25 protein-coding genes and 2 pseudogenes are annotated in these 21,631 nt (G+C 60.0%); 20 read left to right on the top strand and 7 right to left on the bottom strand.

Annotated elements, in window-relative coordinates; all coding sequences use genetic code 11:
- Positions 1–273 precede the first annotated feature (273 nt).
- The 6 genes and pseudogenes from ACM6I5_RS19165 to ACM6I5_RS19140 all read left to right on the top strand — a co-directional run bounded on the left by ACM6I5_RS19165 (position 274) and on the right by ACM6I5_RS19140 (position 3,984).
- Positions 274–1,014 carry a response regulator gene (locus ACM6I5_RS19165; protein ID WP_017339377.1) on the top strand — a complete coding sequence of 247 codons (741 nt, stop codon included), beginning with the start codon at positions 274–276 and terminating at the stop codon, positions 1,012–1,014.
- A 53-nt stretch (positions 1,015–1,067) separates the two neighbouring features.
- Positions 1,068–1,187 (top strand): annotated as a pseudogene (locus ACM6I5_RS19160) (hypothetical protein); the annotation flags it as partial.
- Between the two features lie 19 nt (positions 1,188–1,206).
- Positions 1,207–2,142 carry an MBL fold metallo-hydrolase gene (locus tag ACM6I5_RS19155; protein WP_414884426.1) on the top strand — a complete coding sequence of 312 codons (936 nt, stop codon included), beginning with the start codon at positions 1,207–1,209 and terminating at the stop codon, positions 2,140–2,142.
- Between the two features lie 202 nt (positions 2,143–2,344).
- Positions 2,345–2,731 (top strand): hypothetical protein, encoded by a 387-nt coding sequence (locus ACM6I5_RS19150; RefSeq protein WP_414884425.1) that lies wholly within the window; start codon positions 2,345–2,347, stop codon positions 2,729–2,731.
- Between the two features lie 182 nt (positions 2,732–2,913).
- Positions 2,914–3,648, top strand: coding sequence for a substrate-binding periplasmic protein (locus ACM6I5_RS19145; RefSeq protein ID WP_414879663.1), 735 nt, complete (start codon positions 2,914–2,916; stop codon positions 3,646–3,648).
- A gap of 108 nt (positions 3,649–3,756) precedes the next feature.
- On the top strand, positions 3,757–3,984 hold the full coding sequence (locus tag ACM6I5_RS19140; protein WP_017339381.1) for a hypothetical protein: 228 nt from the start codon (positions 3,757–3,759) through the stop codon (positions 3,982–3,984).
- A gap of 281 nt (positions 3,985–4,265) precedes the next feature.
- Here ACM6I5_RS19140 and ACM6I5_RS19135 read toward each other — a convergent pair whose 3' ends face one another.
- From ACM6I5_RS19135 to ACM6I5_RS19125, 3 genes and pseudogenes are all read right to left on the bottom strand, one after another.
- The gene (locus tag ACM6I5_RS19135; protein WP_414884424.1) at positions 4,266–5,699 is read right to left on the bottom strand and encodes an FAD/NAD(P)-binding protein; all 1,434 of its coding nucleotides are present in this window, start codon (positions 5,697–5,699) and stop codon (positions 4,266–4,268) included.
- A 14-nt stretch (positions 5,700–5,713) separates the two neighbouring features.
- A pseudogene (locus tag ACM6I5_RS19130) lies at positions 5,714–5,953 on the bottom strand (ABC transporter ATP-binding protein); the annotation flags it as partial.
- 170 nt (positions 5,954–6,123) lie between these two features.
- Positions 6,124–6,687 (bottom strand): helix-turn-helix domain-containing protein, encoded by a 564-nt coding sequence (locus ACM6I5_RS19125; RefSeq protein WP_414878405.1) that lies wholly within the window; start codon positions 6,685–6,687, stop codon positions 6,124–6,126.
- A 15-nt stretch (positions 6,688–6,702) separates the two neighbouring features.
- On the opposite strand from ACM6I5_RS19125, the gene ACM6I5_RS19120 reads away from it, so the two are divergent.
- The 8 genes from ACM6I5_RS19120 to ACM6I5_RS19085 all read left to right on the top strand — a co-directional run bounded on the left by ACM6I5_RS19120 (position 6,703) and on the right by ACM6I5_RS19085 (position 14,849).
- Positions 6,703–7,719, top strand: a complete 1,017-nt coding sequence (locus ACM6I5_RS19120) for a DMT family transporter (protein ID WP_414884486.1) — start codon at positions 6,703–6,705, stop codon at positions 7,717–7,719.
- A 600-nt stretch (positions 7,720–8,319) separates the two neighbouring features.
- Positions 8,320–8,505 (top strand): hypothetical protein, encoded by a 186-nt coding sequence (locus ACM6I5_RS19115; RefSeq protein ID WP_017339386.1) that lies wholly within the window; start codon positions 8,320–8,322, stop codon positions 8,503–8,505.
- Between the two features lie 280 nt (positions 8,506–8,785).
- On the top strand, positions 8,786–11,704 hold the full coding sequence (locus ACM6I5_RS19110) for a monovalent cation/H+ antiporter subunit A (RefSeq protein WP_017339387.1): 2,919 nt from the start codon (positions 8,786–8,788) through the stop codon (positions 11,702–11,704).
- On the top strand, positions 11,704–12,048 hold the full coding sequence (locus ACM6I5_RS19105; protein WP_003202835.1) for a Na+/H+ antiporter subunit C: 345 nt from the start codon (positions 11,704–11,706) through the stop codon (positions 12,046–12,048). The genes ACM6I5_RS19110 and ACM6I5_RS19105 overlap by 1 nt, the downstream gene beginning before the upstream one ends.
- On the top strand, positions 12,045–13,730 hold the full coding sequence (locus tag ACM6I5_RS19100; protein WP_017339388.1) for a monovalent cation/H+ antiporter subunit D: 1,686 nt from the start codon (positions 12,045–12,047) through the stop codon (positions 13,728–13,730). Before ACM6I5_RS19105 ends, ACM6I5_RS19100 begins: the two co-directional genes overlap by 4 nt.
- Positions 13,727–14,215 (top strand): Na+/H+ antiporter subunit E, encoded by a 489-nt coding sequence (locus ACM6I5_RS19095; protein WP_414884423.1) that lies wholly within the window; start codon positions 13,727–13,729, stop codon positions 14,213–14,215. The genes ACM6I5_RS19100 and ACM6I5_RS19095 overlap by 4 nt, the downstream gene beginning before the upstream one ends.
- Positions 14,212–14,490, top strand: a complete 279-nt coding sequence (locus tag ACM6I5_RS19090; protein WP_017339390.1) for a K+/H+ antiporter subunit F — start codon at positions 14,212–14,214, stop codon at positions 14,488–14,490. Before ACM6I5_RS19095 ends, ACM6I5_RS19090 begins: the two co-directional genes overlap by 4 nt.
- On the top strand, positions 14,487–14,849 hold the full coding sequence (locus tag ACM6I5_RS19085; RefSeq protein ID WP_008029177.1) for a Na+/H+ antiporter subunit G: 363 nt from the start codon (positions 14,487–14,489) through the stop codon (positions 14,847–14,849). Before ACM6I5_RS19090 ends, ACM6I5_RS19085 begins: the two co-directional genes overlap by 4 nt.
- Before the next feature lie 128 nt (positions 14,850–14,977).
- Here the strand turns inward: ACM6I5_RS19085 and ACM6I5_RS19080 are convergent, their stop codons facing one another.
- Complete coding sequence (locus tag ACM6I5_RS19080; protein ID WP_414884422.1) at positions 14,978–15,415, bottom strand: DUF3995 domain-containing protein; 438 nt, start codon at positions 15,413–15,415, stop codon at positions 14,978–14,980.
- A 91-nt stretch (positions 15,416–15,506) separates the two neighbouring features.
- Here ACM6I5_RS19080 and ACM6I5_RS19075 point away from each other — a divergent pair, with 91 nt between their 5' ends.
- Together ACM6I5_RS19075 and ACM6I5_RS19070 are read left to right on the top strand one after the other, a co-directional pair.
- Positions 15,507–15,893, top strand: coding sequence for a DUF2946 domain-containing protein (locus ACM6I5_RS19075; RefSeq protein ID WP_017339392.1), 387 nt, complete (start codon positions 15,507–15,509; stop codon positions 15,891–15,893).
- An 87-nt stretch (positions 15,894–15,980) separates the two neighbouring features.
- Positions 15,981–18,113 carry a TonB-dependent receptor gene (locus ACM6I5_RS19070; RefSeq protein ID WP_414884420.1) on the top strand — a complete coding sequence of 711 codons (2,133 nt, stop codon included), beginning with the start codon at positions 15,981–15,983 and terminating at the stop codon, positions 18,111–18,113.
- A 96-nt stretch (positions 18,114–18,209) separates the two neighbouring features.
- Here the strand turns inward: ACM6I5_RS19070 and ACM6I5_RS19065 are convergent, their stop codons facing one another.
- Both ACM6I5_RS19065 and ACM6I5_RS19060 read right to left on the bottom strand, forming a co-directional pair.
- Positions 18,210–19,223 carry an ABC transporter substrate-binding protein gene (locus ACM6I5_RS19065; protein WP_414884419.1) on the bottom strand — a complete coding sequence of 338 codons (1,014 nt, stop codon included), beginning with the start codon at positions 19,221–19,223 and terminating at the stop codon, positions 18,210–18,212.
- A gap of 150 nt (positions 19,224–19,373) precedes the next feature.
- A complete protein-coding gene (locus ACM6I5_RS19060) occupies positions 19,374–19,844 on the bottom strand; it encodes a hypothetical protein (protein WP_017339395.1) in 471 nt (156 codons plus the stop codon).
- Here ACM6I5_RS19060 and ACM6I5_RS19055 point away from each other — a divergent pair.
- From ACM6I5_RS19055 to ACM6I5_RS19040, 4 genes are all read left to right on the top strand, one after another.
- The gene (locus ACM6I5_RS19055) at positions 19,818–20,153 is read left to right on the top strand and encodes a hypothetical protein (protein ID WP_414884489.1); all 336 of its coding nucleotides are present in this window, start codon (positions 19,818–19,820) and stop codon (positions 20,151–20,153) included. The two genes, ACM6I5_RS19060 and ACM6I5_RS19055, sit on opposite strands and share 27 nt — an antisense overlap.
- Positions 20,154–20,256: 103 nt before the next feature.
- The gene (locus ACM6I5_RS19050; RefSeq protein WP_414884418.1) at positions 20,257–20,493 is read left to right on the top strand and encodes a hypothetical protein; all 237 of its coding nucleotides are present in this window, start codon (positions 20,257–20,259) and stop codon (positions 20,491–20,493) included.
- Between the two features lie 154 nt (positions 20,494–20,647).
- The gene (locus ACM6I5_RS19045; RefSeq protein WP_017339397.1) at positions 20,648–20,878 is read left to right on the top strand and encodes a hypothetical protein; all 231 of its coding nucleotides are present in this window, start codon (positions 20,648–20,650) and stop codon (positions 20,876–20,878) included.
- A 131-nt stretch (positions 20,879–21,009) separates the two neighbouring features.
- Entirely contained in the window at positions 21,010–21,249 is a 240-nt protein-coding gene (locus tag ACM6I5_RS19040; protein ID WP_054052826.1) for a DUF2789 domain-containing protein, read from the top strand.
- Here the strand turns inward: ACM6I5_RS19040 and ACM6I5_RS19035 are convergent, their stop codons facing one another.
- The gene (locus ACM6I5_RS19035; protein ID WP_017339399.1) at positions 21,250–21,453 is read right to left on the bottom strand and encodes a hypothetical protein; all 204 of its coding nucleotides are present in this window, start codon (positions 21,451–21,453) and stop codon (positions 21,250–21,252) included. It lies immediately after the preceding gene.
- Positions 21,454–21,631 lie beyond the last annotated feature (178 nt).

The following is a 21,631-nucleotide window of genomic DNA, read 5'->3' as shown; positions in this document are numbered from 1 at the left end:
TGGGTAGTGGTGTGAGGCAAGTTGTCTTGTCTCGATGGAACCCATTCAATCGTCCCGAGGTATCTGCCATGTGTCGTAGCACCGGGCCTTTTAACGCGTAAGGTGTCATACGGGGCGCTCGATACACTTCGATACACCCGCCCCCGAAAAAAGCTGCCGTGTATACCAGTGTATCTATTACATCCTCAGATACAGTGAGATACAAAGGCCGGCAGGCAGCGGCGACGTGGCTCCCTAGAATGCGCAACGTGCGAATAAAAAGAGGGTTGAGTGATGGAACATGTGAACCACATCCTGATCGTCGACGACGATCGCGAGATCCGCGAGCTGGTCGGCAACTACCTGAAGAAAAACGGTCTGCGCACCACGGTGGTTGCCGATGGCCGGCAGATGCGCAGTTTTCTGGAAACCAATCAGGTGGACCTGATCGTGCTGGACATCATGATGCCCGGCGATGACGGCCTGCTGCTGTGCCGCGAGTTGCGCTCGGGCAAGCACAAGGCCACGCCGATCCTGATGCTCACCGCACGCAACGACGAAACCGACCGCATCCTCGGCCTCGAAATGGGTGCCGACGACTACCTGACCAAACCCTTCGCCGCCCGCGAACTGCTGGCGCGGATCAACGCGGTGCTGCGCCGCACCCGGATGCTGCCGCCCAACCTGCTGATCACCGAAAGCGGTCGATTGCTGGGTTTCGGTCGCTGGCGCCTGGACACCACCGCCCGGCACCTGCTGGACGAAGACGGCACCATGGTCGCCCTCAGCGGCGCCGAATATCGACTGCTGCGCGTGTTTCTCGATCATCCGCAACGGGTGCTCAGCCGCGACCAGCTGCTGAACCTGACCCAGGGACGCGATGCCGACCTGTTCGACCGTTCCATTGATTTGCTGGTGAGCCGCCTGCGTCAGCGCCTGATGGATGACTCGCGGGAATCGACCTACATCAAAACCGTACGCAGCGAAGGCTACGTGTTTTCCTACCCGGTGGAATTGCTCGGCGCCGAGTCATGAAACTCGCCCTGCCCTGGCCCCCAACACTTATGCGGTGCACCTGGACGAAAAAGGGCCCGACCGAGGTCGCTCATGCGGCCAAGGTGTTCAATGCCATGCAGACACGCATTGCGGCCTATCTTAATGAGCGCATGCAACCGCTGGCAGCGATTTCCCATGACCTGCAAACACCGACATAGAGCGCTGTCATTGATGATCTCACTATCCGATCTGCTGCGATTTTGCGCAGCGCTGCTGCTGGCCGCAACGCTCTGTGTCAGCCTTGACACCAGCGGCGCCATGGCCGCGGAACCGGGCGTGGCGCCACTGGAACTGGTGGTGCTCGGCTCGGGCGGACCAGGCGCCGGCGGCCGTGCCGGTGCCGGTTACGTGTTGCTGGTGGATGGCACGCCGCGAATCCTGCTGGATGCCGGACCGGGAACATTCGTGCGGCTCGGTGAAGCGAAGCTCGACATCCGCCGCCTGGACATCGTGCTGCTGACTCATTTGCACGTGGACCACGTGGCGGAACTGCCGGGCATCGTCAAGGCACGGGCCGTGGCTTCTCGTTCGGACATCACCTTTACAGTGTTCGGACCGGGTGCCGCGCAACCCTATCCTTCCACTCGTCACTACATCGACCTGATGTTCGGCAAGGACGGGGCCTTCAGCTATGTGCAGGACTTCGCCGGCACCGTGAGTTTCAACACCACTGACCTCGATTACCTCACTGCACCCAAAACCCTCCTCAGCCAGGACGGCCTGGTGATCAACGCCGTGACCGGACACCACCGCGACGCGCCGGCGGTGATTTACCGCGTCGATTACCGGGGTAAAAGCATCACCTTCAGCGGCGATATCGATGCACAGGGCCATGCCGCGCTGACACACATCGCCAAGGGCTCCGACCTGCTGGTGTTCAACGCCCCGGTCCTCGATCCGCCCGACGCCCCACCCGCGCTCTACAACCTGCACACTGCGCCCGGCGACATCGGGAAGATCAGCGCCGCAGCACAAGTGTCGAGCCTGCTGCTTAGCCATCTGTCCCGAGACATCGACGAATCCCGCGATGCGGTCACGCAGTCGATCCACCGTGCTTACCAGGGCCCGGTGCAGTTCGCCGAGGATGGTTTGCATATTCGGCCCTGAACGCAAACGGCTGGTTCAGGCAGGCATCGCGGCTTTTTCATGGGGATTTGTATCCTTGTGTATAGGAGGCCACGACAGATACGCAAAAGCTGATTTCGCCCCGTTCAGGCACACATCTGCGATACACCCGAGCGTTTAACTGTGTTCACCGGATAGCAGTCGCTACCGCCTCACTCAAACACAAGCGCACGGAGAATCAATCATGTTCAACTTCTCGAAAGTCTCGTCCCTGGCACTCGGTCTGGCGCTGGTAGGCGGTCTTGGCCTGTCAAACCTGGCCTCGGCCAACACCGCGAGCACCGCGTCCCACAGCCAGGTTCAGCAACTGCTGGTGGAAGGTGGTTCGGACCGCCTGCTACAGAATCGTGTGGCTGAAGGTGGTGCTGATCGTCTGCAAGAGCTGCGTGAACGTGTGGCTGAAGGCGGCTCTGATCGCCTGATCGAAAATCGCGTCGCTGAAGGCGGTGCCGATCGTCTGCAAGAACTGCGTGAACGTGTTGCGCTGGTCAGCCCGAAGAACCCCGTACAAGGGGGTGTGGTGGTTGCGGAAAACCGCGCCGAGTTCGGTTCGAAATATCAGCGGTATTGATTACAGGTTAATCCGCAACACCCCAAGCCCGGAGACCCCGGGCTTTTTTTTGCCTCATCGTTCCCACCGGGACGAGCGATACGCATAAATCCTCAGTTCTGACGCAAAAGCCCGACGATTGCGCGGGACAGTCGCAGCAGGCGCGTACTAAGATTTGCGCTTCATTTCATCAAGGACGATTCATGAAGCGCTTGGCCGGCTGTCTGCTGTCTTTCCTGACATTTACTGCGGTCGCGGCAGACCTGAACATGCTCACCGACAACCATCCGCCCCTGCATTTTCAGCAGGGCAACGCGATGGTGGGGTTTGGCGTGGATGTGGTGCAGGCGCTGGCCGACACTGCCGGCGATCAGGTGCACTTTCAACAGGTGCCGTTGCTGCGAGCCTTGCGCGTGGCGAGCACTGAGCCTGCCACCGGGGTATTCACCGTGTTGCGCACCGCCGAGCGTGACAGCCAGTATCAGTGGGTCGGCCCCTTGATGGAGGTGGAAACTGCACTGTTCTCCACGGACAGCAACCGGCAACGGGTGCGCAGTTTGCTGGAGGCCAGCCGTCAGGGTCGAATTGCCGTTCCACGGAAATGGCTGGTCTACGGCTACTTGCAGAAACAGGACCTGAGCAATCTGTACGGCGTGGAAACACCCGAACAAATGATGCGTCTGGCACGGCTGGGCCGTACCGAATTCGTGGTGGCCGACACGCTGTCCGTCACCCGCATGGCCCGTGAGGAAGGTGTACCACCCGAGCAGTTGCACTATCAGATCCCGTTGATGAAGCAAGCCACCTACATCGCCTTTTCACCACGGACCGATGCGCGCCAGATCGCGCGCTGGCAGCAGACGCTGGATGAGATGAGCCGGGACGGGCGCCTGGAAAAACTCAAGCAGCGCTGGCTGGTGGATCGCACGCCGCGCTGACGATGGATCAACGTTCTCGATAACGACTATGCGTCAGGGTGTTTTTTCATTCTGAAGCTCCAGCACTACAGTGGGCCCATCTTCTTCCCACGCTTCTGGAGTTACATCATGAAAAGCATTATCGGTCTTGGTTTCGCCCTGTCGGTTCTTGGTGCCACGTCGGCCATTGCTGCACCTCACGCTACTTTGCCAGTGGTTGCGGCGGCAGCGAAGGTGAGTCAGCCGGCTACTTTGAATGTGAATACGGTGGGTGTTGATCAAAAAGACAGCCAGGCGAGCACACTTTACGTGGCTGAAAACCGTCCTGAGTTTGGGTCGAAGTATCAGCGTTATTGATTTGCCGGTTTGTACTGCTGGAAACAGGAACCCCCGGGAAGATTTGGTCTTTCCGGGGGTTCTTTTGTTTGTTCGGGTACATATCCGTTTCTGCGGTAACGGCGCCTTATGGTCCTGCCGCCCGCAGCCATCGGCCATCCTTGGCCGGGGGCGGCCTGTCATGTGAAGCGTACGCGTTCCCCCTGTGGGAGCTAGCTGTGCAAACCCACCACGTTGTTCACGGATGCTATTTGGCTAATTGGTGGCAAATAACTCAGGCTGGCATGCGGGCGATATGCCCGCTACCTCGACCCCGCCAGACGCAGAGCCAGAGCCTTCGCCTGACTAGCCACATCTGTCACCGCCGTACTCTCCCACCACATCCCACGCAACGGCGGCCCCATGGCAAACAACCGACCGACAACCCGCCCATCTCCCCCCAGCACCGCGCCATCGACCGTCGCCGCAATACCCAGCGCCAGCGGCCCCGGCCGCACCAATCCGCGCGCCAGCAACTGCTGCGGCAACGGTCGCGCCACTCGCCGCCAGTCGTACTCGATGCCACTGGAATTGATCAACGCCGCCCCGCTGACAACCACCGTTTCAGCTTCACCACGACGGCGAATCCGAATGCTCACCTGATCACACGAAGAAGGCTCAAGCCCCCTGTACGAAGCCGCCTGAATCCGCAACCGCCCTTCCCCGTGCAACCGCGCCACCAACTCCGCACTCAACGGCGGCGAACGGTGGTGATGACTCTCCCACCACGGCCGCACATGCCGTACAAACTGCCGACGCTGCACGTCCGTTGCCTGATGCCACAAACGGCCGATGTGCGCCCGCACCGTATCCAGCGGCGCCTGCCAGTCGATGCCCTGCGCAATGGCATCCCGGCAATGCCGGCGCAGCTCGCGCATCAACTGTCGCGGCGTGCGAATGCTGTGATCCTCGGCCAGAAAATCCGCCCAGGCCGGCGGTTGCCGACGCACATGCGGCAGCAGCCCATGCCGGGAAAACACTTCGATCGGCCCGCGATGCCCGGCCTGTTCCAGCGACACCACGGCATCGACCATGGTCAGGCCCGATCCAATGATCAGCACCGTCGATTGCGGGTCGAGCTGACGCATGGCCGCGACATCCCAGGGATCGAGTGCCGCAGCGTTCAAACCGCTGGATTCTGTCTGCGGCGTACGAGCAGCAGGGAACATTCCCGTGGCCAGCACCGCATACCCACCCTGCAACCGCTGGCCGTCGCTCAAGCTCAGCCGCACCGAATCGTCCAGCGCTTGCAGGTCAACCACCTCGGCCCGTACATGTTCGACGGTCGAGCCAGTCAAGGCGCCCACCGCTTGCGCCTCGGCCAGGCGCTGCTGCACGTACAAACCGAAAATCCCCCGTGGCGGAAACAGTTCGCTGACCGGCACATGCTGCTCATCGGACTCCGGCCAGCCTCCGGCCACGATGTACTCGGTCAGCCACTGAGTCAGGTCATCGGCATTGTCCGGGTCGACACTCATGCGCGCCGCGTTGCCGTTGAGCGTATGGCCCAACTCGACCGCGCTGTACGCCTCGCCCCGGCCGAGTTCAGCGCGGGGCTCGATCACCAACAACGAGCGCTTGCCGGGCAAACGCAACAACTGCGCCGCGAGCATCGCGCCACTGAGGCCGCCGCCGATGATCAGGATGTCTGCGTGGCGGATGACGTCGGTCGTCTGTCCGCTTCGGGTTTCAGTCATGGCGTTCTCAATGTTCAGTGTTTACCTGGATAGAAGTCATGCAGATCGCCCCGCGCCAGCAACGCTTCGCGGCTGCCGGACAACACCACCCGGCCGGTATCGAGGACATAGTCCTGTGACGCGCACTTGAGCGCCACATTAATGTTTTGCTCGGCAATCAGAAAGCTCACCTGCTCGTCGCGATTGAGCTGGGCGACGATCTCGAAAATCTCCTGGACGATAATAGGCGCCAATCCCATGGAAGGTTCATCAAGCCCAAGAGGTTGTCATGGGCCGACTCCAGAATTCTGGTGAGTGGCACCGGAGCTTTCCGCAGGAGTCATATCTGAAAGTAATTACGTTTAATTTCAGCAGGATGATGAGTTATTCGAGAAATCCGCGCAGCTTCAAACCAGCAATATGTCCATCCTTGATCGGCGAACAGTTAGATCACCACGTTTCTCACGAATCGTGCAGCCACCGGCCCATCGTTGCGATAGGCGTGCGGCTGGTTGCTGGCAAACATATAGAACTCACCAGCGGAAATGTTGTGGGGCGTATCGCCGAGCATCAGGGTCAGGCAGCCTTCAAAAACATAAATCTGCTCGCTCCAGCCATCGGCATCCGGTTGTGACGGGTAAATCTCGCCCGGTTGCAGGCACCATTCCCATTGTTCCACTTCGCGGGTGGCGGTGGCTTTGGACAGCAACACGGCCTTGCTGCCGGGAATCGTCCCCGCCCAGGCCACTTCGTTGATGCGGCTCGGGTCGCGGGCATCCGGGGCCTGGATCAGGTCGCTGAACGCGACGTCGAGCGCTTCGGCTACGCGGTCGAGGGTGGTCAGGCTGACGTTCTTCTCGCCGGCCTCGATGGCCACCAGCATGCGGCGACTGACCCCGGACTTTTCCGCCAGCGCAGTCTGGCTCATGTCGGCCGCGTGGCGCAGGCGCCGAACGTTCAGGCTGACGTGCTGAAGGACCGAAGCCCGTTGCGTTGAATCTTTGTGCACTATATTGCTCACTCGATGGGGTTGGGCAGTATACTGCGCAACATTCGGCGCATTGTGCGTCGCCCTCAGGTAGCGCGCAAGGTCATGACGTCGTTGAACTCCTCCCCGGCTTCTTCCCGATTCTCCCGGTTCAGCAAGGCCGAGTGCGTGCTGGTGCTGATTACCATGGTCTGGGGCGGCACCTTTTTGCTGGTGCAGCACGCCATGACCGTCAGCGGCCCGATGTTCTTCGTCGGCCTGCGCTTTGCGGCGGCGGCGATTATCGTCTCGTTGTTTTCCTGGCGTCATCTGCGGGAACTGACCCTGTTCGAACTCAAGGCCGGCGCCTTTATCGGTGTGGCGATCATGCTGGGTTATGGCTTGCAGACGGTCGGGTTGCAGAGCATCCCCAGCAGCCAGTCGGCCTTCATTACCGCGTTGTATGTGCCCTTCGTGCCGTTGCTGCAATGGCTGGTGCTGGGACGGCGTCCGGGGTTGATGCCGAGCATCGGCATCATGCTGGCGTTTACCGGGCTGATGCTGTTGTCGGGACCGGCCGGCGCGTCGTTCAACTTCAGCCCTGGTGAAATCGCCACGTTGATCAGCGCCATTGCGATTGCCGCTGAAATTATCCTGATCAGCACTTACGCCGGCCAGGTCGATGTGCGGCGGGTCACGGTGGTGCAACTGGCGACCACGTCGGTGCTTGCGTTTTTGATGGTGGTGCCGACCCAGGAAGTCATTCCGGGCTTCTCATGGTTCCTGCTGTGCAGCGCCCTCGGCCTGGGTGCGGCGAGTGCGGCGATTCAGGTGGCGATGAACTGGGCGCAGAAAAGCGTTTCGCCGACGCGGGCGACGTTGATTTATGCCGGTGAGCCTGTGTGGGCCGGGATTGTCGGACGGATCGCCGGGGAGCGGTTACCGGCGATTGCGTTGGTGGGGGCTGGGTTGATTGTCGCGGCGGTGATTGTGAGTGAGTTGAAGACCAAGGGTAAGGATCGTGAGGCAATTGAGGGGGAGCTGGAAAGCGAGCCTGTCGATTCAAATAAATGAAAATCTCGATCGACGTTCAAGCCTCCAACTCCCGACACACACCTATTCTGAATTTACTGTCACGGGTGTAAGGACCACCAACCAGTAACTCCGTATAAGCACCAGAAACCACCAATTGATTGGTCTTGGTTGTTTTGCCTAGCGCCCCCTGCACAGTATCGAGAGATGAGAGGTCTTTCCTGGACCGAGAGGCAGGCGGCTCGCACGCAGAAATGGACACATGACGGTATTTTTATGCCGGCAGACTTGCAGGCTATGCTCGAATTATCCGGTCATTACCGTTTTAAACGTCTGCACCTCTTTCAAAACTTACATTCCCGGAGAGAATAGCCTCGGGCGAACAACGACTGGTTTTGTTTATAATCTGGAGCGCTCCAAGGCTGAGGTCATGCGGCGCTGCGTGTGGTCGTTGGCAGTAAAGACATTACATACGATTTTGGACGATATGGTAAAACCTGGGGAACCTTTGATAGCGAAGGTGAGGTTGTTTTGCAGCCTGCGTCGTGCCCGACGCCTTAGTAGACTCAGCCATTAAAGATGTTCCATATCTTCAAGTTATGGGAACTTTATGCTGCAGCTTCCCCTCGGGACATTTGCCACATGAACAAATCCATTTTCATCGAGAACGCCGGTAATGACTGCGCCGTCAGGCAACGTGAGTTCATACGCTTAGTTGGGAATCGGCTCTTCCCTGTCATTGAGCAATTGAAACTCGACAAACGTCTTTTCTTGCAGAAGTTTGCGAAAAACACTGCTGGCACCGCTGGAGCCGGCATTACCGACTAACGTGTCTGGAGAACCCACTATCGTCTCGGAGCGCGAGAAAATTCAGCGCCAGCGGGATTTTCGATCATTTGACGGCCCGATCAAGGCTTGAGATCCCATCGATTTAAAGATCGTCTTCGCGAGCAAGTCAAAGGGGCCAGACTCGCTGAACACATCCCTCTGAAACAATGTGAACCAGGCCTTTTCCATCTACCGTGTAGGATTCTGCGACAGCTTGCCGTTTGGCGATCCGGGGAGTGGCACGTATGATGCTTCACAAACTTCCGCAGATTAGAAGCCTATGTCCCTGATAGTTCTACTGCTTCTGCCTTTTATCGGCAGCTGTGTTGCGGCTTTGCTGCCGCACAACGCGCGTAACACCGAATCGCTGTTGGCGGGTCTGGTTGCCTTGATCGGCACCATTCAGGTCGCTCTCCTGTATCCGCAGATCGCCCATGGCGGCGTCATTCGCGAAGAATTTTTCTGGTTGCCCAGCCTTGGCCTGAACTTCGTTCTGCGCATGGACGGGTTTGCCTGGCTGTTCTCGATGCTGGTGCTGGGCATCGGCACGCTGGTGTCGCTGTACGCCCGTTACTACATGTCGCCGGACGATCCGGTGCCACGGTTCTTCGCGTTTTTCCTGGCGTTCATGGGCGCCATGCTCGGGCTGGTGATTTCCGGCAACCTGATCCAGATCGTGTTTTTCTGGGAGCTCACCAGCCTCTTTTCTTTCCTGTTGATCGGCTACTGGCACCACCGCGCCGATGCGCGACGCGGCGCCTACATGGCGCTGATGGTCACGGGTGCGGGCGGCTTGTGCTTACTGGCGGGGGTCATGCTGCTTGGCCATGTGGTCGGCAGCTATGACCTGGACAAGGTCCTGGCCGCCGGCGATCTGATTCGCGCACATGCCCTCTACCCCATTTTGTTACCCCTGATTCTGATCGGCGCCCTGAGCAAAAGCGCGCAGTTTCCCTTCCATTTCTGGCTGCCCCACGCGATGGCGGCGCCGACTCCGGTCTCGGCGTATTTGCACTCGGCGACCATGGTCAAGGCCGGGGTATTTCTGTTGGCGCGCCTTTGGCCATCACTTTCCGGCAGTGAAGAATGGTTCTACATCGTCAGCGGCGCCGGCGCGTGTACCTTGTTGCTCGGCGCGTATTGCGCGATGTTCCAGAACGACCTCAAGGGTCTGCTCGCCTACTCGACCATCAGCCACCTCGGCCTGATCACCCTGCTGCTGGGCCTGAACAGTCCGCTGGCTGCCGTCGCCGCCGTGTTCCATATTCTCAACCACGCCACCTTCAAGGCCTCGCTGTTCATGGCCGCCGGGATCATCGACCACGAAAGCGGCACCCGCGACATTCGCAAACTCAGCGGTCTGATCAAGCTGATTCCGTTCACCGCCACCCTCGCGATGGTCGCCAGCGCCTCCATGGCCGGTGTGCCGCTGCTCAACGGCTTCCTGTCGAAAGAGATGTTCTTCGCCGAAACCGTGTTCATCAATGCGACCGCCTGGGTCGAGATGACCCTGCCGATCGTCGCGACTATCGCCGGCACGTTCAGCGTCGCTTACTCACTGCGCTTCACGGTCGACGTGTTTTTCGGTCCGACCGCCACCGACCTGCCGCACACCCCGCACGAGCCGCCACGCTGGATGCGCGCGCCGGTGGAGTTGCTGGTGTTCACCTGCCTGATCGTGGGGATTTTCCCGGCCCAAGTGGTCGGCTCGTTACTGGCCGCCGCGGCCCTGCCCGTCGTCGGTGGCACGCTGCCGGAGTACAGCCTGGCGATCTGGCACGGCTGGAACGCGCCGATGATCATGAGCCTGATCGCCATGTCCGGCGGCATCGTGCTGTACCTGCTGCTGCGCAATCAGCTCAAGCGCGGACGCTTCAAATACCCGCCGATCATTGGCCTGTTCAATGGCAAGCGCCTGTTCGAACGCAGCCTGGTGATCATGATGCGCCTGGCCCGCCGCCTGGAGCGGCGGATCAGCACCAAGCGCTTGCAAACCCAGCTGTTCCTGATGGTGCTCGCCGCCGTGCTGGCAGGGCTGATTCCGATGCTCCACAGCAGCCTGAGCTGGGGTGACCGGCCGAAGATTCCAGGCTCGATCGTGTTCGTGACGTTGTGGCTGCTGGCGATTGCCTGTGCGCTGGGTGCGGCGTGGCAAGCCAAGTATCACCGGCTCGCGGCCCTGACCATGGTCAGTGTCTGCGGCTTGATGACGTGCATCACGTTTGTCTGGTTCTCCGCACCGGACCTGGCGCTGACGCAACTGGTGGTAGAGGTGGTGACCACGGTGCTGATCCTGCTGGGCCTGCGCTGGCTGCCGCGACGGATCGAAGAAGTCTCGCCGCTGCCAAGCACCCTGCGCAAGGCGCGCATCCGGCGTCTGCGCGACTTGCTACTGTCGATTGCCGTCGGTGGCGGCATGGCGCTGCTGTCGTACGCCATGCTGACGCGCCAGACGCCCAACGATATTTCCTCGTTCTACCTGAGCCGCGCCCTGCCGGAAGGCGGCGGCAGCAACGTGGTCAACGTGATGCTGGTGGACTTCCGCGGGTTCGACACCCTCGGCGAAATCACCGTGCTGGTGGCGGTGGCGTTGACCGTGTTCGCCCTGCTGCGACGCTTCCGCCCACCAAAAGAAAGCCTGCAACTGCCCGCTCAACAGCGTTTGCTCGCGCCGGACGTGGTCACCGATCTGGTTAACCCGCGTCACGCCAGCGACACCGCGCTGGGTTTCATGATGGTGCCGGCGGTGCTGGTGCGCCTGCTGCTGCCAATCGCGTTCGTGGTGTCGATCTACCTGTTCATGCGCGGGCACAACCAGCCGGGCGGCGGTTTTGTCGCGGGGCTGGTGATGTCGGTGGCGTTCATTCTGCAATACATGGTCGCCGGCACGCAGTGGGTCGAGGCACAAATGAGCCTGCGACCGCTGCGCTGGATGGGCACGGGCCTGTTGTTCGCCACGGTCACCGGGCTCGGGGCGATGGCGGTCGGTTACCCGTTCCTGACCACCCACACCTGGCATTTCGAACTGCCGCTGCTTGGTGACATTCACATCGCCAGCGCGCTGTTCTTCGACATTGGCGTGTATTCGGTGGTGGTCGGCTCGACGCTGTTGATCCTCACCGCCCTCGCCCACCAATCGGTACGCGGCCACAAAACTGCCGCCCTGCCCAGATCCGTCGCCACGAAAGGAGCCGTCTGATGGAAGAAGTCATCGCAATCGCCATCGGCGTGCTGGCCGCGTCCGGCGTCTGGCTGGTGCTGCGGCCACGGACATTCCAGGTGGTCATGGGCCTGTGCCTGCTGTCCTATGGCGTCAACCTGTTCATCTTCAGCATGGGCAGTCTGTTCATCGGCAAGGAGCCGATCATCAAGGACGGTGTGCCCCAGGATCTGTTGCATTACACCGACCCGCTGCCGCAAGCGCTGGTGCTGACCGCCATCGTGATCAGTTTCGCCATGACTGCCCTGTTTCTTGTGGTGCTGCTGGCTTCGCGCGGTCTCACCGGCACCGACCACGTGGATGGCCGGGAGCCTAAAGAATGAATGCGATGACACACCTGATCGCCGCACCGATTCTGCTGCCGCTGCTGACCGCCGCCGTCATGCTGATGCTGGGCGAGAAACATCGCCCGCTGAAGGCCAAAATCAACTTGTTCTCCAGCCTGCTCGGCCTCGGGATCTCCGTGCTGTTGCTGCAATGGACGCAAACCACCGGCGTGCCCGGTTCCATCGGGGTATACCTGCCGGGCAACTGGCAAGCGCCGTTCGGTATCGTACTGGTGGTCGATCGTTTGTCCGCGCTGATGCTGGTGCTGACCGGAATCATCGGCGTCAGTGCCCTGCTGTTCGCCATGGCCCGCTGGGACGGCGCCGGTTCGAGTTTCCACGCGCTGTTCCAGATTCAGATGATGGGCCTGTATGGCGCATTCCTGACGGCGGACCTGTTCAACCTGTTCGTGTTTTTCGAGGTGCTGCTGGCGGCCTCCTACGGCCTGATGCTCCACGGTTCGGGTCGGGCACGGGTGTCATCGGGGCTGCATTACATCTCGATCAACCTGCTGGCCTCGTCGCTGTTCCTGATTGGCGCGGCGTTGATCTACGGCGTCACCGGCACCCTGAACATGGCCGACCTGGCCCTGAAAATTCCGTTGGTGCCGGAAGCCGATCGCGGCCTGTTGCATGCCGGCGCGGCGATTCTTGCGGTGGCGTTCCTGGCCAAGGCCGGCATGTGGCCGCTGAATTTCTGGCTGGTGCCGGCCTATTCCTCGGCCAGCGCACCGGTGGCGGCGATGTTCGCGATCATGACCAAGGTCGGCGTCTACACCTTGCTCCGCCTGTGGACCTTGCTGTTCTCCGGTCAGGCCGGCGCTTCGGCGTACTTTGGCGGCGACTGGCTGATCTACGGCGGCATGGCGACCATCGTCTGCGCGGCGGTGGCGATCCTCGCCGCGCAACGGCTGGAGCGCATGGCCAGCCTGAGCATTCTGGTGTCGGCGGGTATTCTGCTGTCGGCCATCGGTTTCGCCCAGCCGAACCTGATCGGCGCGGCGCTGTTCTATCTGGTCAGCTCGACCCTGGCGTTAAGCGCGTTGTTCCTGCTGGCCGAGTTGATCGAGCGTTCGCGTTCGGCCAATGAAATGCCGCTGTTCGATGACGGCGACCTGATCGCCCGGCCGCTGGAGTCCCTGCAACCGCCCAAAGGCATCAACCTCGACGACGAACAGAAAGCCGTGGTCGGTCAGGTGATTCCCTGGACCATGGCGTTTCTCGGTTTGAGCTTCATCGCTTGCGCGTTGTTGATCATCGGCATGCCGCCGTTGTCCGGGTTCATCGGCAAACTGGGCTTGCTCAGTGCGTTGCTCAACCCGCTGGGCTTGGGCAACGGGACAGATGAACCGGTGTCGAACGCCGCGTGGGGCTTGCTGGCATTGCTGATTCTCTCCGGGCTGGCGTCGCTGATTGCCTTTTCGCGTTTGGGTATCCAGCGCTTCTGGACGCCTGAGGAACGCCCCTCGCCGTTGCTGCGACGGTTCGAATGCGTGCCAATTATCGCGCTGTTGGGCCTGAGCATCCTGCTGACCTTCAAGGCCGAGCCCCTATTGCGCTACACCCAGGCCGCCGCTCAAACCTTGAACAATCCGCAGCAGTACGTGATGGCGGTACTCGGCACCCGGGCGGTCCCGAGTCCGGAAGCCAAAGGTGCAGTCGCGGAGGTGCAACCATGAAACGCCTGTTTCCTGCGCCGTGGCTGTCGCTTGCGCTGTGGTTGTTGTGGCTGCTGCTGAACCTGTCGATGAGCCCCGGCAATCTGCTGCTGGGCGCCGTACTCGGGTTTTGTGCGCCGTTGATGATGCGCAAGTTGCGGCCACTGCCAATCCGCATTCGGCGTCCCGGCGTGATCCTGCGGTTGTTCTTCATCGTCGGGCGTGACGTGCTGGTGTCCAACCTTGCCGTGGCCTGGAGCGTTTTGAACGCCACTCGGCGCCCGCCGCGCTCAAGGTTCATCAAAGTGCCGATGGATTTGCGCGACGCCAACGGCCTGGCTGCACTGGCGATGATCTGCACCGTGGTGCCCGGCACGGTCTGGTCGGAACTGGCGCTGGATCGCAGCATTCTGTTGCTGCACGTCTTCGATCTGGATGACGAAGCGCTGTTCATCCAGCACTTCAAGGCGACCTACGAGCGCCCCTTGATGGAGATCTTCGAATGAGCCCGATACTGTCGAATGCGGTTCTGCTGAGCCTTTTCTTTTTTTCGCTGGCGATGGTTCTGACGCTGATCCGCCTGTTCAAGGGGCCATCGGCCCAGGACCGGGTTCTGGCGCTGGATTACCTGTACATCGTCGCGATGCTGATGATGCTGACCCTGGGCATTCGTTATGCCAGTGACACGTACTTCGAAGCGGCGCTGCTGATCGCGCTGTTTGGCTTTGTCGGCTCGTTTGCCCTGGCAAAATTCCTGCTGCGTGGCGAGGTGATCGAATGAACGCAGAACTGTCTCTGTGGGTGGAAATCCCGGTGGCGATCCTGCTGGTGCTCAGCAGTGTTTTCGCATTGATCGGCGCGATCGGGCTGGTGCGGATGAAGGATTACTTCCAACGCATGCACCCGCCGGCACTGGCCTCGACATTGGGTGCGTGGTGCGTGGCGCTGGGATCGATCATCTACTTTTCCGCGCTCAAGTCCGGGCCGGTGTTGCATGCCTGGCTGATCCCGATTCTGTTGGCGATTACCGTACCGGTCACGACGTTGCTACTGGCGCGGGCAGCGTTGTTCCGCAAGCGTATGGCGGGGGATGATGTGCCGGCTGAGGTGAGTAGCCGGCGGACCGAGAGCGGAAGTTAGGTTTAGAGATTTGTGTTGATTGGCAGGCCTCATCGCTAGCAGGCTAGCTAGCCCCACATTGGGATCTTCAGCGTTTACACGATCCCAGTGGGAGCGGGCTTGCCCGCGAAGGCGTCAGTCGAGGCGACTCACACCCAGGCAACGGCCAACAATCCCGCCCCCAACACCACACACAACGGCGAATAGACCCACGTGTCCAGCCGGGCAAATTTCGAGTCTTTGACGTCTTTGAAAAAGCCCACCAGGTTCGAATCGCCGATCGCCCGGGCGAACATCAGCATCGCGATGGCGCTGATCACCCATTGCAGCGACTGATGGGTCACCGCCGGCATCCACCAGCCGACCCGCAAACACACCAGCGCAGCGATCAGCAGCAATCCGAAAGCCACCAGCAACGTCAGCCACCCCGAAGGCTTGAACGCGGGCCGCGATCTCGCGCCGTTCTCCCCCGGCACCTGCGGCACCGCCGCCACGGCAGCCCACTGGCCACCCAGCGCCCAGTAGACATGTATCAGGCTGATCACCGCGAAGATGGTCACCAGCCATTGAGCCAACACAAACGTCATGTCGAGGATCCTTGAAAGGCATTTAACAGAATCATCCTAGTCGGCATTTTTAGAAGTGCGCGGATGATCAACGGTGATAAAGTGCCGCCCCATGAAACTCGCCCGGACCGATCGCTCACTCATTGCCTGGATGCTGTATTGCTGCGTCCTGTTCAATGTGTTCGCCTGCAGCATCGGTCACGGGCAAATGGTCGGGATGCAGCTCAACGGCCTCGGCGGACAGTTCTGTACCGTCGACCCGGCCACCCAGGCCCCGGTCGCCTCGAACACCTCCGAAGACAAACTGCCGACCCTGTCGAAGGCCTTCGGTTGCCCATTATGCTCCACCGGTGGCATGGGCCCGGCGCTCAATTCCAGCCTGACCCTGGCGATCCTCCCGGAACAACACAGCCCGCCCCTGGCGGTCGTGGCCAACGCTGACCTCCCCGCTCGCTACACCTGGCCTTCGGCCAACCCCCGCGCCCCGCCGCTCGCCTGAATTCCTTCGCCTTTCAATCAGCTCACTTCGCCAACGCGAGGCGTTCGCCTGTGCGCTGTTTCCTAGTCAAGTCTTCAGGATTCATCGATGAAAACCATCTCTTTGCTGGCCAGCCTGTGCGGCTGCCTGTCCGTTAACACCTGGGCACATGCCACGGTGGACCTCGCACCGATCACCATTGACGGCCAAGCTACAGCCGAGCCGGGCCTGAGCCTGGATCAATCCAGCGGCATGGCCTCACGCCTTGGGCTGAGCGTGCGTGACACTCCGGCCTCGGTGGCGATCGCCAACCGCAACGACATCGAACGTCACGGTGCACAGAATTTCCAGGACGCCGCCAACACCCTGCCCGGCGTCAATGCCAGCGCGCCGCCGGGGTTCGGCGGGTTCGTTTCCTATCGAGGTTTCACCAGCAGCCAGATCACCCAGATGTTCAATGGCGTCAACGTCTCCGGTGGCCTTGCCCGGCCCGTGGATGCGTGGATCTATGACCGGGTGGAGCTGGTGGGCGGCCCGTCATCGCTGATCAATGGCGCCGGCTCGGTAGGAGGTTCGCTGAACTACGTGACCAGACTGGCGACCCGTGAAGAGCAAGCAGTCGAAGGTCGGGTCAGCTACGGCACTTACGACACCACCGAAACCGCATTCGGCCTCAACCATGCCCTCAGTGAAGCCGGTGCGGACGTGCAGCATTACGCCCGGCTCGACGTCAGCCACAACACCGGCAATGGCTACATCGATCGGCAGGAACGCGATGCGTGGAGCGTGGCGTTTTCGCTGCTCAGTGACCTGACGCCGAACCTGTCCCACACCCTGGCCCTGGAGTATCAGGATGAACACGAAGACAGCCCTTACTGGGGTACGCCGGTGCTCAACCCCAAGGCCGGTGAACTTAAGATCGACAAACACAACCGCTTCAACAACTACAACGTCGAGGATGGACGCTACGAACAACGCACGATCTGGGTGCGCTCGATCATCGACTACCGGATCAACGACAGTACCACCCTGCGCAACACCCTTTACCATCTCGACAGTCAGCGTGACTACCGCAACCTGGAAACCTACCAGTACAGCGCTGACAACCGGGCGGTGAATCGCTCCACGGCGTATCAGGTCCGGCATCAGGGCGAGCAGAACGGCAACCAGTTCGAACTGCGTCACGACAACACGCTGTTTGGCCTCGATACGACCTGGTCCGGCGGCTTCGAGTACAAGGTCAACCAGACCACCAACTCACCGCTGAACGTCAAAGGCGCCAGCACGGTCGATCCGAACAACTTTCAGCCCGGGCACTTCTACGACATTCCGGGCACTCGACCGGGCTTTGTCAGCGACAAGACCAACGAAGTCACCACCCGGGCACTGTTCGTCGAGAACCGCCTGGCACTGACCGACAAGCTGTCGTTGCTGACCGGCCTGCGTTACGACGACATAGACCTGGACGTGACCAACCACCGGCAGGTGACCGCCAGCAATCCACGTCATCTCAAACGCAGTTGGGAACCGCTGACCGGCCGCGCCGGCCTGACCTGGCAGTTCATCCCTGACGCCAACGTATATGTGCAATACAGCACCGCCGCTGAACAGCCCAATGGCACGCAGGATTTTGATGTCTCCACCGGCAAGCAATGGGAGGTCGGCAGCAAATTCGATTATCTGGGTGGTCGCGGTTCGGCGACAGTGGCGGCTTACACGATCGAGCGCAAAGACTTCGCAGTCACTGATCCGCTGGACCCGACCCTGAGCATTCCCGTGGGTCAGCAGACATCCAAGGGAATCGAACTGGCGAGTTCGCTGCGGATCACCGACAAGCTGTTGGCCGAAGGTAACTTTGCCTGGGTTGACGCTCGGTACGACGCGTTCACCGAGAAGAATGCAGCGGGTGTGGTGGTGTCACGCAAGGGCAACACGCCGACCAACGTGCCGGACCGGGTCGGCAATCTGTGGCTGACCTATGACTTCGCGTCGCAATGGCAAGGTGGTGTCGATGCGCGATATGTGGCGTCGGTGTTTGCCGATAGCGCCAACACGATGACCGTGCCCTCTTACACGCTTTACGGCACGTTTCTCAGCTACAAGGTCGATCGGCACACCACCGTTACCGGCCGGGTGCGCAACCTGACCAATGAGGTGTATGCCGAGTTTGCACATGTGTCGCCGGCGTATTACCTGGGGACGCCGCGCACCTTCGAACTGGCTGTGCAGACCCGGTTTTAGTCGTAGCACCGGCTCCCTGTAGGCGCTGCCGCAGGCTGCGATCTTTTGATCCTGCCGTAACAAGCAAAATCAAAAGATCGCAGGCTTCGCCAGTGCTTACAGTCCAGCAGACACTTTATCCGCCACATCCTTCGGCACCCACGCCTGCCATACCTCCGGGTGCGCCTTCATGAACGCCTCCGCCGCCTGCCGTGGCGGGGTGTGTTTCTCGCTCATTTCAGCCAGCGCCTTGTTCAACGGGTCGATGGGAAAATCGACCTTGGCAAAGAACTCGGCAATCTGCGGGTACTGTTTCTGGAACGGAGTGGACACGCCAATCGACAGTTTCGAGGGCAATGAACGGGTCGGTTTAGGATTCGGGTTATCAGCGTCGGTCAGGGTCTTCCAGGCTTCGGCGTCAAACGGCGGCTCTTCCAGCTGAACCAGTTTGAAACGCCCGAGCAAGGGTGTCGGCGACCAGTAATAGAAAAGAACCGGCTTGCCACGACGAATCGACGAACTGATTTCCGCATCCAGCGCCGCCCCGGACCCGCTGCGGAAATTCACATAGCTGTCATCCAGGCCATACGCCTTGAGCTTCTGCTTGTTGACCACCTCCGACGTCCAGCCGATCGGGCTGTTGAGGAACCGCCCCTTGCCCGGGGTTTCCGGGTCGCTGAACACGCCCTTGTATTTGGGCAGGTCGCTGACGCTGCGCAGGTCCGGCGCCAGCGGCTTGATGCCTTTCGCCGGATCGCCCTTGATCACATATTCAGGCACCCACCACCCTTCGGTGGCGCCCTTCACCGTATCGCCGAGGCTGACGACCTTGCCTTCGGCCTCGGCCTTGACCCAGACCGGACTGCGACCAGCCCATTCTTCGCCAATGACCTGGATGTCATCTTTGGCCAAGGCGGTCTCCAGCGTGATGGTCGTCCCCGGCAAGGTATCGGTCGGCAGCCCGTAACCCTTCTCGACGATGATCCGCAGGATATCGGTGATCAGGCTGCCGCTTTCCCAGTTCAGGTCGGCGAAGTGGATGGGCGCCTGGGCGGCGAATACCGGAACGGGCGAACCCCACATACCGAAAGCGACCAGGACAGCGGTCAGCAACCGTCGAAATCCGTTCATGCTTTGCACCTCGTGCTGTTCACAGCAATAGCAGGATGGCCTGATAAAGACCGCAAGCCTCAAAATACTCAGTCAACTGACTGTAGTAGAGGTTCCTGCTTTCGAGGGGTGAGGATTAAATTTCGGAAAGTTACTGCAAGCCCGAAGCCATTACTCGCTCGCTTTGAACGTCACCAGTTCACCCTTGCGCCACTTGGCGGCCTTGGCCGTCACGGCTTTCAGGGTTTTGGTCAGGCCTTCCTGCAACTGTTGGTGAGCGGCAAACACCATCACCACGCTGTGACCTTCCTTGAACACGATCCCGTGACCGTCAGCCGTGGTCACGAACGCGTAATCGCCGAGGCCGTAGACCGTCAGTTTGATTTCGCGGAACTTGATCTCCAGTTTGCCGCCTTCACGGCTGGGTAATACCGATGCACTGAAATGATCGCCGACCTTGAGTTTCAGGCCGGGCTTGTCGTCCACCACCAGTGCTGATTCGGTGTCGAGTTCGGCAATGTAAATGCCTTCAGCGTTCTGTTCGGTGATGTAAACAAAACGTGACTGGAACTGTTTAACCAGCTTTGCGCGCAAATCACCCAGCACGAACAAAGCATGCATATCGAGATTACTTACTGCCAAGGAAACATCCCCACATCTGAAATGATGCTGCACGCTGACAGGCAGCGCACAGCAGAAAAAAGCGGCAATGCCGAAAGTTGTAGCCAAGGGGCCCGGGTCGAGTCCGGAAACGAGCAGAGTGCTCATCCATCGCGAGGCGTGAGAAGACTACTGGAATGTCACTCGCGTCGTCTTGTCTGGCGTTCGTCAGAAGTTGAAGGAAAACGCCCTTCTGTCCGCCAGAAAAACAGGATTACCCACCTTAGGGAAAAAACGCTGCAAAAAAAGCATTTTTCCGACATATCGCCCGTAAAAAATTGCTTTAGATGAGCAGCAATCGCCAACCCGTGACGGTGATTCTAGAGCAGCGATGCTCATCGAGACTACCCAAAACGACGTACACACGTCGGCAAAACCATGAAAAGGACTTCATATGTGCACCCCGACACACTTTATTTCTCACACACACCCTCTGTCCACGCTGTCTCCGGCGCTGTTCCCGCATACCGCGTTTGTCCGAGCAGAGCCTGCCACGCTGCGCTTCCAGGTGGTATTGGCCGGCACTGCTTTCTTCCATATCAAGGAAATTTCCACGGGCCACGTAAGAGGTTTCCGCAGTAACCATAACGCGGCCTGCGCGCTTGCCCGCGCGCTCGAGTTGCGGAGCTGAACGTTCTGCCTCACGCCTATAGACGTTTCGTCACGCCGACGAGTTAACTCAGCCGTCGGCAGGCAACTACTGCCATACTGCCGAACCAATGAAACCCGTTCCCAAGCCGGACGGCGTTCAACACAACAGAATATTTCCAAGGGAAGGCTGCTACGTGACGGAATTTGATATCGGTGAATTTTTTATCCGGGGCGAAGCCAGAGAAGTCGAGGGCGAATTCCAGGCGGTCATTATCATGCGCGCCAAACCGCCACTGACTACAGTGACGTATCACCAGGTCGAGAAAGATCGCTGGTTCAAAACCCCGGACGTCGCCGCCATCGCCGCTCAGGAAGCCGCCAAGGCCCTGAAGCTTGCCGTCGATGAAGGTGCGTTGAAAGCCTGATCAGCCGGTTCGCAGTCTATGCTCATTCCTGCTTTCGAACATCGCTATCGAACTCCTGAAGTGCGGCCGCCTCAGATGCTATGCAGCCGCACCTCAGATCTCGCACCCGTGCGACCAGCAAGGAGATGAAGATGGATTCACCTACACACGATTTGAAAGGCTTGTTCGACCAGCTCGGCCTGGATTCCAGCGAAAAGGCCATCGACGACTTCATCGCCAGCCATTCCCCGCTGCCCGATGATAAAAAGCTCATCGATGCCGAATTCTGGACTCCGCAACAAGCTGGCTTCCTGAAAGAGCAATTGCGTGAAGATGCCGATTGGGCGCGGGTGGTCGACGACCTGAACCTGCGTATGCATCAGGTTCACTAGTCAATGCAGGCTGTCGGGTGCTTCGGCGTTTAATTGCGCCAACCAGGCAGCCTTGCACTCTTGCGCTTCTTCACGACTGGAGAATGCCGTCCCCCGGCGTTCGCCGTTCAGCAACACGACCCAGCAGACACTTTGCCCCGCCGCACGCAAACTGGCGGGCACGCCGCTGCCAATCATGACCGCGACATCAACTTTGGTTTGCATGCTGACCTCTTGAGCTTCATTAACTACCTAACCGTAGACAGCGTAATGAGTTCATTGGCGAGGAAAAAGCGACTGCGCTGCATAGATTAATTGCCAGAATCGCAACAATGCCGTGATGCACATTGCTTGAAAAAATGGCTGCGGTTCAGTTCCCACAGGAGATCGGGGTACGGCTGTT

Source organism: Pseudomonas sp. IT-P171, assembly GCF_949767765.1.
Taxonomy (GTDB): domain Bacteria; phylum Pseudomonadota; class Gammaproteobacteria; order Pseudomonadales; family Pseudomonadaceae; genus Aquipseudomonas; species Aquipseudomonas fluorescens_B.
Note: the sequence above shows the minus strand (reverse complement) of the source record. Positions and strands in the feature narration are given on the sequence as shown.